This window comes from uncultured Dietzia sp., assembly GCF_937873725.1.
Taxonomy (GTDB): domain Bacteria; phylum Actinomycetota; class Actinomycetes; order Mycobacteriales; family Mycobacteriaceae; genus Dietzia.
This window is the reverse complement of sequence record NZ_CALMYY010000030.1, coordinates 43,468-58,521: the sequence shown is the minus strand read 5'-3', so window position 1 is coordinate 58,521 and position 15,054 is coordinate 43,468. Positions and strand designations below refer to the sequence as shown.

Annotated in this window: 13 protein-coding genes; 1 reads left to right on the top strand and 12 read right to left on the bottom strand. The window is 74.6% G+C overall.

Translation table 11 applies throughout. The annotated features are described in order from the left end of the window. Positions 1–20: 20 nt before the first annotated feature. Together Q0444_RS02315 and Q0444_RS02310 are read right to left on the bottom strand one after the other, a co-directional pair. The gene (locus Q0444_RS02315; protein WP_291083906.1) at positions 21–719 is read right to left on the bottom strand and encodes a cell division protein SepF; all 699 of its coding nucleotides are present in this window, start codon (positions 717–719) and stop codon (positions 21–23) included. Between the two features lie 73 nt (positions 720–792). Further along, complete coding sequence (locus Q0444_RS02310) at positions 793–1,521, bottom strand: YggS family pyridoxal phosphate-dependent enzyme (RefSeq protein ID WP_299021017.1); 729 nt, start codon at positions 1,519–1,521, stop codon at positions 793–795. A gap of 114 nt (positions 1,522–1,635) precedes the next feature. On the opposite strand from Q0444_RS02310, the gene Q0444_RS02305 reads away from it, so the two are divergent. Then, complete coding sequence (locus Q0444_RS02305; protein ID WP_299021015.1) at positions 1,636–2,079, top strand: META domain-containing protein; 444 nt, start codon at positions 1,636–1,638, stop codon at positions 2,077–2,079. Between the two features lie 38 nt (positions 2,080–2,117). Here the strand turns inward: Q0444_RS02305 and pgeF are convergent, their stop codons facing one another. From pgeF to Q0444_RS02255, 10 genes are all read right to left on the bottom strand, one after another. Further along, entirely contained in the window at positions 2,118–2,840 is a 723-nt protein-coding gene (gene pgeF, locus Q0444_RS02300; RefSeq protein ID WP_291083913.1) for a peptidoglycan editing factor PgeF, read from the bottom strand. Between the two features lie 8 nt (positions 2,841–2,848). Continuing rightward, positions 2,849–4,042, bottom strand: coding sequence for a cell division protein FtsZ (gene ftsZ, locus Q0444_RS02295; RefSeq protein ID WP_291083916.1), 1,194 nt, complete (start codon positions 4,040–4,042; stop codon positions 2,849–2,851). 187 nt (positions 4,043–4,229) lie between these two features. Next, positions 4,230–5,054: a cell division protein FtsQ/DivIB gene (locus Q0444_RS02290; protein ID WP_291083919.1), complete on the bottom strand. Its 825-nt coding sequence runs from the start codon at positions 5,052–5,054 to the stop codon at positions 4,230–4,232. Between the two features lie 13 nt (positions 5,055–5,067). Beyond that, positions 5,068–6,489: a UDP-N-acetylmuramate--L-alanine ligase gene (gene murC / locus Q0444_RS02285; RefSeq protein WP_291083987.1), complete on the bottom strand. Its 1,422-nt coding sequence runs from the start codon at positions 6,487–6,489 to the stop codon at positions 5,068–5,070. 68 nt (positions 6,490–6,557) lie between these two features. Next, positions 6,558–7,676: an undecaprenyldiphospho-muramoylpentapeptide beta-N-acetylglucosaminyltransferase gene (gene murG / locus Q0444_RS02280; RefSeq protein ID WP_299021011.1), complete on the bottom strand. Its 1,119-nt coding sequence runs from the start codon at positions 7,674–7,676 to the stop codon at positions 6,558–6,560. Beyond that, the gene (gene ftsW / locus Q0444_RS02275) at positions 7,673–9,322 is read right to left on the bottom strand and encodes a putative lipid II flippase FtsW (protein ID WP_291083925.1); all 1,650 of its coding nucleotides are present in this window, start codon (positions 9,320–9,322) and stop codon (positions 7,673–7,675) included. The genes murG and ftsW overlap by 4 nt, the downstream gene beginning before the upstream one ends. A gap of 4 nt (positions 9,323–9,326) precedes the next feature. Then, complete coding sequence (gene murD, locus Q0444_RS02270; RefSeq protein WP_299021055.1) at positions 9,327–10,811, bottom strand: UDP-N-acetylmuramoyl-L-alanine--D-glutamate ligase; 1,485 nt, start codon at positions 10,809–10,811, stop codon at positions 9,327–9,329. 50 nt (positions 10,812–10,861) lie between these two features. Further along, positions 10,862–11,956, bottom strand: a complete 1,095-nt coding sequence (mraY, locus tag Q0444_RS02265; RefSeq protein ID WP_291083928.1) for a phospho-N-acetylmuramoyl-pentapeptide-transferase — start codon at positions 11,954–11,956, stop codon at positions 10,862–10,864. Then, complete coding sequence (gene murF / locus Q0444_RS02260; protein ID WP_291083931.1) at positions 11,953–13,458, bottom strand: UDP-N-acetylmuramoyl-tripeptide--D-alanyl-D-alanine ligase; 1,506 nt, start codon at positions 13,456–13,458, stop codon at positions 11,953–11,955. The genes mraY and murF overlap by 4 nt, the downstream gene beginning before the upstream one ends. Further along, a complete protein-coding gene (locus Q0444_RS02255) occupies positions 13,455–15,014 on the bottom strand; it encodes a UDP-N-acetylmuramoyl-L-alanyl-D-glutamate--2,6-diaminopimelate ligase (RefSeq protein WP_299021004.1) in 1,560 nt (519 codons plus the stop codon). The genes murF and Q0444_RS02255 overlap by 4 nt, the downstream gene beginning before the upstream one ends. Positions 15,015–15,054: the final 40 nt, after the last annotated feature.

Sequence of the window (15,054 nt, the reverse complement as noted above, 5' to 3'; positions counted from 1 at the left end):
GCACCCGCACCGCCGGGGGCTCAGCGCCTGAACGCGCCGTTGACGGCGTCGCGGACCTCGGCCTCGGTGAGGTCCATCCCAGCGGGCTGCAGCAGGAAGGTCCGCTCGCGGTCCGCGACCTTCTCCATGCGCCCGTCGAGGCCGAACACCAGTCCGGCGGCGAAGTCCACCATGCGGCGGGCGTCGCCGGAGGCCATGGTCGACAGGTCCAGGACGACGGCCCGGCCGGCACGGAAGTGCTCGCCCAGGCTCTTGCCGTCGCCGAAGCCGCGGGGGCGCTCGACCACGGTCTCGGGAACGGTCACCAGGCCGTCCTCGACGAAGTTCTCCTCGGGCGCCAGCGCGACCGCGCCGCGGGTGGCGGGGACCCCGCGCAGCGCCGCGCGGGCCCCGGCCTCGGCCGCGTGGTAGCGGCGCGGGCGGGGGGTGGGCTCGTCGAGGCGACCGCGGGCGCGACGCTCCGCGGCCGCGACCTCGGCCTGGTCCACGTCGGCGAGCCGCGAGCGGGGGGCCGGCTCGTCCGCGAACCGGTCCGCGGCGTAGCCGTAGTCCTCGCGGCGGTCGCGGGCCGCCGGGCCGAGGTCGTCGGTCTCGTGCAGGGCACGGGATCCGCGGACGTCATGGTGGACAGGGCGGTCGTAGTCGTCGAGGTACTCGTCCTCGTACGCCGCGACCGGCGCCATTCCGAAGTACTCCTTGAACCGGGCGATTGCGCTCATCTTCCGGGGACCTTCCTGATACGGGGTCGTCGCGGTCTGGTCGTCGCGGGAACGCTCCCCGCGAGGCTGGGACTCAACCTACTGGCCGGGGCCCGAGGATCGCCGTTCCGACACGCACGCAGGTCGAACCCGCGCCGATCGCCGCCTCCAGATCCCCCGACATCCCGGCGGAGAACTCGACGGCCGCGGGGTGATCCCTGCGCAGCGCCTCCCGGACACCGGCGGCGTCGGCGAAGTGGGAGGCCGGATCCCCCTCGAGTGGGGGCACCACCATGAGCCCGGCCAGGCGTAGGTGGGCGAGGCCCGCGACGTGGTCGGCGAGGGCGGGCAGGTCCCCGCGGTCGACCCCGCCGCGCGAGGTGTCGCCGTCGAGGCTGAGCTGCAGGAGGACGGGGAGCGGGCCCACGCCGTCGCGCTCCCCCTCCGCCCGGGCGCGGCCCCTCTCCAGGCCGTCGGCGACCTTGACGGAGTCCACCGAATGGACGCGGTCGGCCCACCCGGCCACCGCGGCGGCCTTGTTGGACTGGATGTGGCCGATCATGTTCCACCGCACCCCCGCCGCCAGGGCCGGTTCGGTGGCCGCCAGGTCGGCCACCTTGGCGGCGGCCTCCTGCACGCGGTTCTCCCCGATGTCGCGTACCCCCAGGCGGGCGAGCCGCGCGACGTCGGCGACGGGATGGAACTTGGTGACGACGACGAGGTCCACCTCGTCGGTCCGGCCCGCCGCCGCCAGGGCCGCGTCGAGGCGCCCGCGCGCCTCGGCCAGTCGCTCGGACAGCTCGCGGGTCCGGGGATCAGTCATGGGCGCCGGTGGCCGGGCGATCGCAGCGGTACATGGCGGTAACCTATCGGAGTCCCCGGACCTGCCGCCACCACCGAGTCGCGGCCCCGGTCGCGTCGTTCAAGGAGTGTCGTCATGTCTCCCACACCCACCCCGCGGACCCTCCGGCGGCTGGCGCTGATCTTGGCCGCCGGAGGGTCCGCGGCGCTCCTGCTGACCGCCTGCTCCGCCGCCTCGGATCCCACGGTGTCCGACCAGGCCGCCTCCGACCCGGCCGTGGGCACCTGGGGGGTCGACGCCGAGCACGCGCCGCAGCTGGTCCTCTCCGAGGACGGGTCGTTCACCGGCACCGACGGCTGCAATCGACTGTTCGGGCGCTGGGAGCGGGGTGGCGACGCCGTCTCCTTCAGGGACGTCGGTTCCACCATGATGGCCTGCCCCGACGTGGACACCTGGCTCGCCGGGCTCGACTCCGCCCGGGTCGACTCCGCCCGGGTCGACTCCGCCGGGGCCGACCGCGACACGCTGCACGTCTTCAGCGCCGCCGGCGCCGAGATCGGCGCCCTCGCCCGGGCCTGACGGGCGGTCGCGGTGCGCGACGGTCCCCGCGGGGACCGTCAGGCGGTCCGCCAGATCACGCTGGCCTGTCGGCCGGTGCGTCCCTGCCGCCGATAGGAGAAGAGGGTCTCGTCGGCGATGGTGCAGCGCGGATCGGAGTCCACCCGCGTCACGCCCAGCCCGGCGAGCTGGCGGGTGATGCCCACGCGGAGGTCCACCCCGGCGGTGCCCGCGGCGGTCCGGGTACGGCTGCCGGGCAGCGCCGCCTCCACCTCGTCGGCGAGGTCGTCGGGCAGTTCGTAGTGCCTGCCCGCGGCCGCCGGCCCCAGCAGCACCGTGATCCGGTCGGGGCGGGCACCGAGCGAGCGCATCGCGCCGATCAGCGAGGGGACGATCCCCCCGACCGCGCCCACGCGCCCGGCGTGCACCGCGCCGATCACCCCGGCCTGCTCGTCGGCGGCGAGGACCGGCACGCAGTCGGCGGTGAGGACCGCCAGCGCCAGGCCCGGGCGGTCGGTGACCAGCCCGTCGGTGGCCGGCACGGGCCCGCCCGTCGCGCGGGTGACGCGGGCGATGCGGGTGCCGTGGACCTGGTCCATCCACACCACGTCGGAGGCCGGGAGCCCGAGCCGGCGGGCGAGGCGGGCCCGGTTCGTGGCCACCGCGGCGGGCGAGTCCCCCACGTGGTCGCCGAGGTTGAACGAGTCGAAATCTCCCGAGGACGCTCCGCCGCGGCGGTCGGTGACCACCCGGCGGACGCGCCCGGGACCCTGTGGGCCCATGCCCGGGCTCAGTGCCGCATGAAGGGCGGGACGTCGATGTCGTCGTCCTCGTCGCGGCGGCGCGACCCCGCCGCGCCGGATCCGGGATGCGTCGCGGGCTCATCGCGGTGCTCCTCGCGACGGCGCCCGTCGAGGGGGGTCGATCCGAGTCCGGCGGCACCTGCGGTGTCGCCGGAGGCTCCGGGGACCGACTCGTCGTCGTCGATGTGGTGGCGGCCGCGGCGCGACTGGCCCCCACCCGCGCCGACCTGGCGGGAGCCGCCCTCGAACCCGGCGGCGATGACGGTCACGCGGACCTCGTCGCCCAGGGAGTCGTCCACGACGGTGCCGAAGATGATGTTGGCGTCGGGGTGCGCCTCCTCCTGGACGAGCGTCGCGGCCTCGTTGATCTCGAACAGGCCGAGGTCGCTGCCGCCGGCGATGGACATGAGCACGCCCTTGGCGCCCTCCATCGTGGTCTCGAGCAGCGGCGAGTTGATCGCGGCCTCGGCGGCCTTGAACGCGCGCCCCTCGCCGCGCGAGGAGCCGATGCCCATGAGCGCGCTGCCGGCGCCGGACATGACGCCCTTGACGTCGGCAAAGTCGACGTTGATCACGCCGGGGGTGGTGATGAGGTCGGTGATGCCCTGGACGCCGTTGAGCAGGACCTCGTCGGCGGTCTTGAAGGCCTCCATCATGGACACGCCCGCGTCGCCGAGCTGCAGGAGCCGGTCGTTGGGGATCACGATGAGCGTGTCGCAGGCCTCGCGCAACTGGTCGATGCCGGTGTCGGCCTGTCCGCCGCGACGCTTGCCCTCGAAGGAGAACGGGCGGGTGACAACGCCGACGGTCAGAGCGCCGAGCTTGCGCGCGATGGCCGCGACGACGGGCGCGCCGCCGGTGCCGGTGCCGCCGCCCTCGCCGGCGGTGACGAAGACCATGTCGGCGCCCTTGAGGACCTCCTCGATCTCGTCCTTGTGGTCCTCGGCGGCCTTGCGGCCGACCTCCGGGTCCGCGCCGGCCCCCAGCCCGCGGGTCAACTCCCGGCCCACGTCCAGCTTGACGTCGGCGTCGGACATGAGCAGGGCCTGCGCGTCGGTGTTCACCGCGATGAACTCGACGCCCTTGAGGCCCTCGTCGATCATCCGGTTGACGGCGTTGACGCCGCCGCCGCCGATCCCGACGACCTTGATGACTGCGAGGTAGTTGTGCGGTGAGCTCATCGAGGCCCGGCCTTCCTATGGGGGTGTCGTGCGCGGTTGAGTGCTGTCTCGGCGAACCCACCCGGAGCCTCAAGTCTCACCCTCTACTAGAGGGTTAAACTTGCTGGTCAGGGGCCGTTTCCGCCGTCGGGACACACGCTAAGCGCAGCGGCCCCGCGCGGCCACGAAGCGCGCGGGCGTGTCGGGTCTACCGCGACGCGGGCAGTGCGGGATTGGACACGTTCCAGGTCTGACCGGGCTGCTCGAGGACCATCTGAAGCGCGACGGCCTTCTCGTGGTCCCGTCCGGCGGCACCCCACTCGATGATCCGTCCGTCCGCCAGCGTGAGCACGATCGACGCCGGGGTCGGCACCGCCACCGCGGCGATCTCCTGCCCCGCCGTGACCCGCACCTCGGCGAAGACCGTCGCCAGGTCCCGCACGATCCCGGGCAGGTCCGCGCGCGCGTCCTGCCCGACGGTCAGGGTCGGCGTCCCCGGGGGAGGCTCCCCCTGCCCGAAGTCGATGCCCTGGCCGTCCACCAGGTGCTGGGCGCCGTCGACCTCGACCACCACCAGGGCGGTCCGCTCGATCAGCTCGATCCTCAGGCCCGACGGGTAGTCGCGCGTGACGGTCACCTCGTCCACCCGCGGGATCCCCGCGACCCGCCGGGCCACCGCGTGGGTGTCCACCTGCAGCAGCGGCGTCCCGGGCGCGACCGCCGCGCGCTCGGTCACCGCCTCGACCGGGATGGTCCGGACCCCGTCCACCTGCACGGTCCGCACGGAGAAGACCGGCAGGAAGTACAGCGCGACGTACCCGACGAGCAGGACGAGCAGCGCCGCCCCCAGCCCGGCGTAGATGCGGTTGGTACGGCGTCGCCGCCGGCGCAGGGTCGCGCGGACCGACGGGTCGGAGTGCCGCACCCGCTCGTCGGAGCGGCGGACCGTGGCGGCCGCGATCCTCCGGTCCGGATCGTCCGTCGTCGCCGGGTCCGCCTCGGCCCCCGGACGGTCGGGCGACGCGTCCGTCACTGCCCGGCCCCCCTCACGAATCCGTCCCGGTCCCCGCCGGCCCGGCCACGATCCTCGGGCCCAGCGTGGTGATGTCGCCCGCGCCGAGGGTGAAGAGCACGTCCCCGGGTCGGGCGATGGCCCACACCGTCTCCAGGGCGCCGTCGAGATCGGGGACGTGGTGCACCGGGGAGGTCACGTGGCGGGCCACCGTCCCCCCGTCGACACCCGGTTCGGGCTGCTCGCGCGCGCCGTAGACGTCGACCACCACGACCTCGTCGGCCGCCGACAGGGCCCGGCCGAACTCCTCGGCGAAGATCCGGGTGCGCGAGTACAGGTGGGGCTGGAAGACGGCCACCAGCCGGCCGCCCTCGGCGTCGACGATCTCCCGGCCCGCGCCAAGCACGGCCGCGACCTCGGTGGGGTGGTGGGCGTAGTCGTCGTACACCCGGACCCGTCCGCCGGCCACCTCGAGGGACCCCTTGGGCTCGAAACGACGGCCGACCCCCCCGAAGCCCGACAGCCCGCGGAGGAACCCGTCGACGTCGAACCCGGCGTCCGCCCCGACCTCGCGGGCCGCCAGGAGCGCGGCGAGGGCGTTGAGCGCCATGTGCTCGCCCGGGGTGCCCACGTGCAGCTCCCCGTGCGGTGCGCTGTCGAGCGTGAGGCGGGCGCGCGTCCCGGCGGAGTCGACGACGATCCCGGAGAGCTCGCCCGCCACCGGCAGGTCCGTCCCCGGACCGTCCGCCGTGCGGTACCCGACCACCCGGACACCCCCGGCCGCGGCGCGACGGGCGCGCTCGACCGCCCCCTCGTCGTCCAGGCACACCACCAGCACGCCGGTGTCCGGGATGCGGGCGAGGAAGGAGTCGAACACCTCGAAGTAGGCCTCGGCGGTGCCGAAGTGGTCCAGGTGGTCCGGTTCGGCGTTGGTGAGGATCACCACGTCGGGCCGGTAGTGCACCAGCGAGCCGTCGGACTCGTCCGCCTCGGCCACGAACACCGGGTCGGCGCCACCGCGCGCATTGGTGCCGAACTGCAGGACGGTCCCGCCCACGGCGAAGGACGGGTCCGCACCGGCCGCGAGCATCCCGGCGATGAGCATCGACGTGGTGGAGGTCTTGCCGTGCGTCCCGCACACCATGATCGAGCGACCCGAGCGGGCGAGGTGGCCGAGGACCTGCGAGCGCGTGACCACGGGGATCCCCGCGGCCCGCGCCGCGATCAGCTCCGGGTTGTCCGCGGGGATCGCGGCCTTGGAGACCACCACGATCTCCGGGGCGGCCCCGAGGAGGTCCAGGGCCGCGGCGTCGTGGCCCACCCGGACGACCGCCCCCCGATCCTCGAGGGCGCGCAGCTCGGCGGAGTCGCGGGCGTCGCTGCCCGAGACCGCCACGCCGTGGTCGAGGAGGATCCGGGCGACCGCGGACATCCCGGCGCCCCCGATCCCGATCATGTGGACCCGGGCCAGGGTCTCGGGGACCGAATCCCCCGCCGCCGGCTCTCCTGGGGTGGTGCTGTGGGTCAACTCCGGGCCTTTCCGGCGGCGTCGAGCGCGATCCGCGCCACGACCTCCGCCGCATCTCGGGAGCCGCCGCGGACCGCGGCGGCGGACATGGTGTGGAGGCGGTCCGGGTCGAGCGCCAGCGGCAGGACCTCGGACCGGAGGAAGCCCGGGGTGAGCTCGGCGTCGTCGACGAGCATCGCGGCCCCGCCCGCCACGAGGTCGCGGGCGTTGAGCGCCTGCTCGCCGTTGCCGTGCGGGAGCGGGACGAAGACCGCGGGCAGCCCGACCGCGGACACCTCGGCCACGGTGATCGCCCCCGAGCGGCACAGGATCAGGTCGGCGGCCGCGTACGCCAGGTCCATGCGGTCGAGGTACGGGACGGCGACGTACGCGGCGCCGCCGCCGGGGACGCGCGGGGCGTCCGCCACGTTCTTCGGGCCCACCGCGTGCAGCACCCCCACACCGGCGCGGGAGAACTCCTCGGCGACCCCGGCCATCGCCGCGTTGAGGGACCTCGCCCCCTGGGAGCCGCCCACGACCAGCACGGTGGGCGCGGAGGGGTCCAGGCCGAAGAACGCCCGGGCCTCCGCGCGCAGTCCGGCCCGGTCGGGGGTGGCCGCCGGGCGCTTGACCGGGTTGCCCACCACCCGGGCGTCCAGGCCGGAATCGCTGACCGCGGCCAGGGTCGCCACCGCGAACCTGGCGCCGAGCCTGTTGGCGATCCCCGCCCGGGCGTTGGCCTCGTGGACCACGATCGGGACCCTGCCCCTGGTCGCGGCCGCCGCCAGGTACACGGGGACGCAGGCGTACCCGCCGAAGCCCACCACGACGTCGGCGCCGGTCCGGCGCAGCACGTCCCGGGCCCCGCGGACCGCCCGGATCAGCCGGACGGGGAGCCTGACGAGGTCGCCGCCGACGCGGCGGGGCATCGGCACCGGGTCGACCAGCTCGAGGGGGAACCCCCGGCGCGGCACCAGCTCCGTCTCCAGGCCCCTGGGGGTGCCCACCGCGGTGACCCGGGCGGTCGGGTCGAGGTCCATGACCGCCTCCCCCACCGCGAGCGCCGGCTCGATGTGGCCGGCGGTCCCGCCGCCCACGACCACCACCGAGAGCCCCTCGGTCCGCGGGGCACTCATCGCTCCCGGCTCCGATGGATCGGGCTGGGCCGGCCGGCACCGGGCGCCTGCCGCGTCCCGGAGTCGGGCGGGGCCGCGGGGCTCCTCCGCTGCCGGTCCTCCGCCTCGCGCCCGCGGACGGTGCGGGCGGTGCGTCCGGTGACCGCGGTGGCACCGCGGCGGTCGCGGGCGGCAGCGCCCGGGATCGGAATCGACTCGTAGGCCGGGGCCGGCGACGCGCCCCGCGCCTGGCGGGGCGCCCGCGCGGGACGCGCGGCGGGCTGCCGGGTGACGGGCTCGCCGTAGCGTCGGGTTCCGGCGCTCGACCGGCCGGGGGTGTCCGACGCGGGGACGGGTCGACCGGGGCGGTACGGGCGCGGTTCCGGCAGGGAGTACCACCGGCGACGGTGTCGGGCGGGCGAGCTGAGGATCGCCGAGATCGCCTCGGGCTCGTGCCGGGCGCAGTTGGCGAGCAGCCCGAGGGAGGTCAGGGTGACCACCGCGGAGGTGCCGCCGTTGGAGATCAGGGGCAGCTGCAGACCCGTGACGGGCAGCAGGCCCACCACGTAGCCGATGTTGATGAAGGCCTGGAGGACGATCGAGGCGGTGACGGTCCCGGCCAGCAGGCGACGGAACGGGTCGACCGAGCGCAACGCGATCCGCATCCCCGCCCAGCCCAGGGCGAGATACAGCGAGACCACCACGGCGGCACCGAACCAGCCGAGTTCCTCGCCGATGATCGCGAAGATGAAGTCGTTGGTCGCCTCGGGCAGGTAGAACCACTTGGCGCTGGACTGGCCCAGCCCCACCCCGAACAGACCGCCGTCGGCGAGCGACAACATCCCCTGGTAGGACTGGTACGCCGATCCCTGGGGGTTGGAGAAGTCGCCCACGAAGGTGTCGAGGAACGTCCGGATACGCTCGAAGCGGTAGGCGAAGGCCACCGCGGACACCGCGAAGACCACGACGCCCAGCGCGATGACCAGGAGGAAGTGGCGGGCCGGGTAGCCGGCGAACCACAGCAGGCACACGAACGCGATGGTCACCGCGGTGGCCATCCCCAGGTCCGGGGCGGCGACGACGAGGGCCGCGATCACGCCGTACCCCACCACCGCGGGGAAGAGCAGGTCGAGCCAGTAGCCGGTCCGCATCCGCTTGGCCACCACCGAGGACGCCCAGATGATGAACGCGAACTTGGCGATCTCGGCGGGCTGGATCGCGAAGAGCTTGAGATCGATCCACCCGCGCGAGCCGTTGACCTCCATCCCGACTCCCGGGATGAGGACGGCGACGAGCAGCACGATGGCCACGAGCAGCAGCGGGAACGCCGCCTTGCGCACCAGCTCGATCCGGGTCCGGAGGGCCACGAGGAACCCCACCCAGCCGATCAGCACGAACAGCGTCTGGCGGAGGAAGATGTCGAACGGCGTCCCGCCCCCGGAGAACGCGAGGACGTTGGAGCTCGACAGCACCATGCCCAGGCCGATGACGGTGAGCAGGCAGGTGACCACCATCACGACGTGGTAGGAGGTCAGCGGAGCCCGGTTGACGGCGGCGAGCGGCGCGGCGATCCGCCCCAACAGGTCCGGTCGGGACCCGGGGTCGGCGGTGGTCGCGGCCTCGGGCGCGGGGCGCCCTCCCCCGCGAGGGGTGTCTTCCTGTGCCATGCCCTTACCTCCCGGCCACACGGCCCACGGCGAGGACGAAGCTGCGCCCGCGGTGGCCGTAATCGGTGAACATGTCCATCGACGCGGCGGCGGGGGCGAGCAACACGGTGTCGCCTCCGGTGGCCATCCGTGCGGCCTCGGCGACCGCCCGGTCCATCGTCTGCTGCGGCTCGTCAGGACCCGCGGCCCCGTCATCGTCTCCCGAGGCCAACTCCACGACGCGCACCGTGGGGGCGTGTCGGGCCAATGCCTCGGCGATCCGCCCGCGATCGCGGCCGATGAGCACCACGCCGCGCAGGACCCCGGCGACCTCCGCCACCAGGGGTCCCACGTCCGCCCCCTTGAGCAGGCCGCCGGCGATCCACACCATCCGCCCTCCCGCGAGCAGCGAGGTGCGGGCGGCGTGCGGGTTGGTCGCCTTGGAGTCGTCCACGAACCGGACACCGTCGACGGTGTCCACGAGCTCGGCCCGGTGGGCGGCCACGGTGAAGCCCCGGAGGGCGGCGGCCACGTGCTCGGGCCGCGCCCCCACGGACATCGCCACGGCCGCGGCGGAGAGCGCGTCGAGGATGCCGGCGGGCCCGGGCGGGCGGACGTCCGCGGCGGGCAGCAGCGCCACCTCGTCGTCGTCCCCCTCCCCGTCCCCGATCCGCGCGGCGCGCACGCCGTCGATCCCGCCGTACTCCCCCGCCCGCGGCGCCCCGAGCCGCACCCCGATCCGCGTGGCGGCGGGCGCGGCGGCGAGGAGTCGCGCGGCGATCCGGTCCTCGGCGCCGGCCACGGCGACCCTGCCCGTGAGCACCTGCGCCTTGGCCGCGGCGTAGGCCTCCATCGACCCGTGCCAGTCCAGGTGGTCCTCGGCGACGTTGAGGACCACGCCCACGTCGGGGCGGCAGCTCGGCGCCCAGTGCAGCTGGAAGCTCGACAGCTCGGCCGCCAGGACGTCCACCCGCGGCTCGGCCAGCAGGACGTCGGTGATCGGCAGGCCGATGTTGCCGCACGCGCGCGCGGCCATCCCGGCCTCCAGGCACATCGCCTCGAGCATCGAGGTGGTGGTGGTCTTGCCGTTGGTGCCGGTCACCGCCAGCCAGGTGCGGCGCGGCCCGAACAGCTCGGCGGCGTCGGCGCGCCACGCCAGCTCGACGTCGCCCCACACCGCGACGCCGGCGGTGGCGGCGGCCACCAGCAGGGGGGAGTCCGGACGCCATCCGGGGCTGGTCACGACCAGGTCCACGCCGCCGCGGGCGCCGGTCCGGCCGAGCAGGGCGGCCGCGCGCTCCAGGTCGATCCCCTCACACCCCACCCCGTGGGGCAGGCCGTCGCGCAGGCGCGCGATGGCCTCGGGGCGCGAGTCGGCCAGGATCGGCTCGGCACCCAGCGCGTGGAGGATGCGCACGGCGCCGGGACCGGAGACGCCGGCACCGAGCACCAGCACCCGCAGCCCGGCGAGCGCCCGGACGTCGGGGCCCTGCCCGCCTGCCGCGGTCACATGGGTCGGCTGGGTCACGTCGGTCGACCGGGTCACGTCAGTCACGTCGGTCATCCCGTCGAGCTCGCGAGCCAGTCGCCGTAGAACAGCGCGATGGCCAGGCCGCAGGAGATGGCCACCAGCAGCCAGAACCGGGCGGTGACGGTGGTCTCGGCCCAGCCGCCGTTCTCGAAGTGGTGGTGGATGGGCGTCATCCGGAACGGGCGAAGGCCGGTGGTGCGGTACGCCGCCACCTGGATGAGGACGGAGACGAACTCGATCACGAAGACCGCGCCGACGACCACCATGAGCAGCTCGGTCCGGGAGACCACGGAGACGCCGGCGACGATGCCGCCCAGGAACATCGATCCCGTGTCGCCCATGAAGATCTTGGCCGGGGCGGCGTTCCACCACAGGAAGCCCAGGCAGGCCCCGAGGGCGGCCGAACACACCACGGCGATGTCGAGCGGATCCCGCACCTGGTAGCACCCCGACAGGTCCACCCCCTCGGCGGTGGAGAAGCACGAGTACCGGAACTGCCAGAAGCTGAACACCACGTAGGTGCCCATGACCATGGCCATCGACCCGGCGGCCAGCCCGTCGAGTCCGTCGGTGAAGTTGACCGCGTTGGACCAGCCGTAGACCAGGATGACGATGAACACGAGGAAGACGACGACGGGGAAGGTCACGGCGACGAAGTCCCGCACGTAGCTCAGCGACCGGCTGGCCGGGGTGAGCCCGTCCGGGTTGCGGAACTGCAGCGCGAGGATGCCGAACGCGATGGCGGCGACCACCTGGCCGATGGTCTTGGACAGGATGCCCAGGCCCTTGTTCTGGCGCTTGAACACCTTGAGTCCGTCGTCGACGAACCCCACCACGGCCAGCGCGGTGGCCAGGCCCAGGATGAGCAGCCCGGACGCGGTGAACCCGCCGCCGCCGACGGTGAGCTGGCCGATCCCCCCCGCCACGATGTATCCGAGCCAGACGGCGGCGAGGATCGCGATGCCGCCCATGTTGGGCGTGCCCCGCTTGCTCATGTGGGACTGCGGCCCCTCGAGCCGGATCTCCTGCCCGAACCCGCGCCGACGGAAGTAGATGATGAGCAGGGGTGTGAGGAAGATGCTCACGACAAAGGCCACGATGCCTGCGACCATGATCTGGGTCATTCGGACTTCTCCTCACCACGCGTCGCCAGCAGCTGCTCGGCGACGCTCCACAAACCGACGGCGGACGACGCCTTGACCAGGACCACGTCCCCGGGTTCCACACGCTCGGCGAGGATGTCCATCGCCTCCTCCGGGGTCTCGACGTGCTCGGCCTCCGATCCCCACGAGCCCTCCTGGATCGCGCCCTGGAACAGCGCGCGTTGCGGCCGACCCCGTCCGACCACCACCAGCTGCGACACGTCGAGCCTGACGAGGAATCGTCCCAGGAGGTCGTGCTCGGTGACCGAGTCGTCCCCGAGCTCGGCCATCTCGCCCAGCACCGCCCAGGTCCGACGGTGGCCCCCGGGCGTCCGCGCCATGACCGCCAGGGACTTGAGCGCCGCCCGCATGGAGTCGGGGTTGGCGTTGTAGGAGTCGTTGATCACGGTGACGCCGTCGGCGGTCACCCGCACGTCCATCCGCCGCGCCGAGGCGGCCTCGGCGGTACCCAGCGCGGCGGCGACGGCGCCCGGCTCCATCCCGCAGGCCAGCCCCACGGCGGCGGCCGAGAGCGCGTTGCCCACCTGGTGCTCGCCGTGGACCCGCAGCGCCACGTGGGCGTCACCCGACGGCGTGACCAGCCGGAAGGAGGCGCGCACCTCGCCGTCCAGCGTCACGTCCTCCGCCCGGATGTCCGCGGACCGGCTCATTCCCACCGTCACCACCTCGGCGACGGTTCGACGGGCCATGGCCAGCACGCGGTCGTCGTCGGCGTTGAGGACGGCGACCCCGCCGTCCGCGGCCGGGGGCAGGGCCTCGACCAGCTCGCCCTTGGTCGCGGCGATCACGTCGCGGGAGCCGAACTCGCCCAGGTGCGCGGTGCCCACGTTGAGCACCACCCCGATCCTCGGCGGCGCGATCCGCGCGAGTTCGGCGATGTTGCCGGGCGCCCGGGCGCTGAGTTCCAGGACGAGGAAGTCGGTGGTCTCGTCGGCCCGCAGCGCGGTCCACGGGTGCCCGATCTCGTTGTTGAACGACCCGGGAGGGGCGACGACCGTGCCCGCCGCGGACAGGACCGCCCCGATGAGGTCCTTGGTGCTGGTCTTGCCGGACGACCCCGTCACCCCCACCACGACGAGCCCGTGCTCGGCGACGAGCCGGTCCACGCTCGCGCGGGCGAGGAGGCCGAGCGCGACGAGGACGGCCGCGCCGGACCCGTCGGAGTCGGCGGCCAGCGCCATGGCGTTGGTCTCGCGCCGGTCGACGGGCGGCACCACGATCTGAGCGCCGGACACCCCGTCCACCTCGCGGGCCACCACGGCGGCGGCCGCTCCCGCGGCCAGGGCGCGGGCGACGAAGTCGTGTCCGTCGACGCGCTCGCCGGGCAGCGCCAGGAACAGGCCGCCGGGCCGGAGCCGTCTGGAGTCGAACTCGACGGACCCGGTCACGGGCGTGGCCGGATCGCCTCCGACCAACCGACCGCCGACGATCCCGGCGATCTGGCCGAGGGTGAGGTCGATCATGAGGTGCTGTCCTCCGTCCCGCCCGGCGAGGCGGAGCCGCCCAGGCGTCTGGTGAGTTCTTCGGCCGCGCGGACCCGGTCGTCGAAGGGGGCCACGGTACCGGCCACCTCCTGGCCGGTCTCGTGTCCCTTGCCCGCGATCAGCACGACGTCGCCGGAGCGCGCCCAGTCGACGGCGGCGGCGATCGCCGCGCCACGGTCCGCGATCTCCACGACCCGCGCCCGGTCCCCCGCCGCGGCCTCGGCACCCGCGCGGACCGCGGCGCGGATCTCGGCGGGGTCCTCGCTGCGCGGGTTGTCGTCGGTCACCACCACGAGGTCGGCGACCTCGGCCGCGGCGGCCCCCATCGGTGCCCGCTTGCCCGGGTCCCTGTCCCCGCCGGCGCCGAGGACCACCGCGACACGCCCCGCGGCCTGCGCGCGGACCGACCGCAGGACCGCCTCGACCGCCCCGGGCTTGTGGGCGTAGTCCACGAGGACCCGGAAATCCTGGCCGCGCTCCACCGGTTCCAGCCGGCCCGGCACCCGGGCGTTCCCGAGACCGGCGGCGGCGGCGCGGACGTCCGCGCCGAGGGCGTCGACGACCGCCAGCGCGACCAGCGAGTTGGCCACGTTGAACCGACCGAGGAGCGGCAGTTCCACGTCGACCCGCAGGCCCCGGGGACCACGCGCGGTGAAGGTCTGGGTGCCCTGCTCGGTCGTCGTGGACTCCCCCGCGGTCCACTGCGCCCGCCCCTGCGGGTCGGCGGAGACCGTCACGGCGTCCGGTCGCATGCCCACGAGCCTGCGGCCCCACTCGTCGTCCACCACGACGACCGCCCGGTCCGCGGGACGGACGGCCGAACCCGGGTCCGCCGCGGCGTCGAAGAGCCTGCACTTGGCCCGGAAGTAGTCCTCCATGCTCGGGTGGAAGTCCAGGTGGTCCTGGGAGAGGTTGAGGAAGGCGGCCACGGCGAAGCGGGTGCCGTCCACGCGCCCCAGCCGGAGGGCGTGGCTGGAGACCTCGGCGGCCACCGCGCGGGCCCCCTCGGACCGCATGACCGCCAGCAGCGCCTGGAAGTCGGGGGCCTCCGGGGTGGTGAGCCGGCTGGCCAGCGGTCGCCCCGCGACGCGGCTTCCCGTGGTCCCGATCAGCCCGGCCACGTGGCCGCAGCCCTCGAGCGCGGCCTCGACCAGGTACGAGGTGGTGGTCTTGCCCGAGGTCCCGGTGATCCCCACCACGTCGAGGTCCGCGGACGGGTCGCCCGCGACGACCGCGGACACCGCGCCGAGAATCGAGCGGGGATCGGGGTGGACGAGCACGGGGACCCGCTCGGCGGCGGACCCCATCAACTCCAGGCCCGCGGCGTCGGTGAGCACCGCCGACGCCCCCGCGTCGAGCGCGGCGGAGGCGAACGAGGCGCCGTGGACGCGGGTCCCGGGGAGCGCGGCGAAGAGCGTTCCGGGCCCGGCGTCCTGGGCGCGGATGGTCGCGGCGGTCACCTCGACGTCGGATCCGTCGCCGTGGCCGAGGACCGAGGCCCGCACCGTGGCCGCCCGCTGTGCTGCCGTGGTCATGACCTGCCCTCGACCCGCCTCTCCTTGTCCGTGACCTCCC

Excerpts from the sequence above, each read along its gene's own strand:
- Q0444_RS02315 (WP_291083906.1), bottom strand. The coding sequence starts at position 719 with ATGAGCGCAATCGCCCGGTTCAAGGAGTACTTCGGAATGGCGCCGGTC.
- Q0444_RS02310 (WP_299021017.1), bottom strand. The coding sequence starts at position 1,521 with ATGACTGATCCCCGGACCCGCGAGCTGTCCGAGCGACTGGCCGAGGCG.
- Q0444_RS02305 (WP_299021015.1), top strand. The coding sequence starts at position 1,636 with ATGTCTCCCACACCCACCCCGCGGACCCTCCGGCGGCTGGCGCTGATC.
- pgeF (WP_291083913.1), bottom strand. The coding sequence starts at position 2,840 with ATGGGCCCACAGGGTCCCGGGCGCGTCCGCCGGGTGGTCACCGACCGC.
- ftsZ (WP_291083916.1), bottom strand. The coding sequence starts at position 4,042 with ATGAGCTCACCGCACAACTACCTCGCAGTCATCAAGGTCGTCGGGATC.
- murC (WP_291083987.1), bottom strand. The coding sequence starts at position 6,489 with ATGATCGGGATCGGGGGCGCCGGGATGTCCGCGGTCGCCCGGATCCTC.
- murG (WP_299021011.1), bottom strand. The coding sequence starts at position 7,676 with ATGAGTGCCCCGCGGACCGAGGGGCTCTCGGTGGTGGTCGTGGGCGGC.
- ftsW (WP_291083925.1), bottom strand. The coding sequence starts at position 9,322 with ATGGCACAGGAAGACACCCCTCGCGGGGGAGGGCGCCCCGCGCCCGAG.
- mraY (WP_291083928.1), bottom strand. The coding sequence starts at position 11,956 with ATGACCCAGATCATGGTCGCAGGCATCGTGGCCTTTGTCGTGAGCATC.
- murF (WP_291083931.1), bottom strand. The coding sequence starts at position 13,458 with ATGATCGACCTCACCCTCGGCCAGATCGCCGGGATCGTCGGCGGTCGG.
- Q0444_RS02255 (WP_299021004.1), bottom strand. The coding sequence starts at position 15,014 with ATGACCACGGCAGCACAGCGGGCGGCCACGGTGCGGGCCTCGGTCCTC.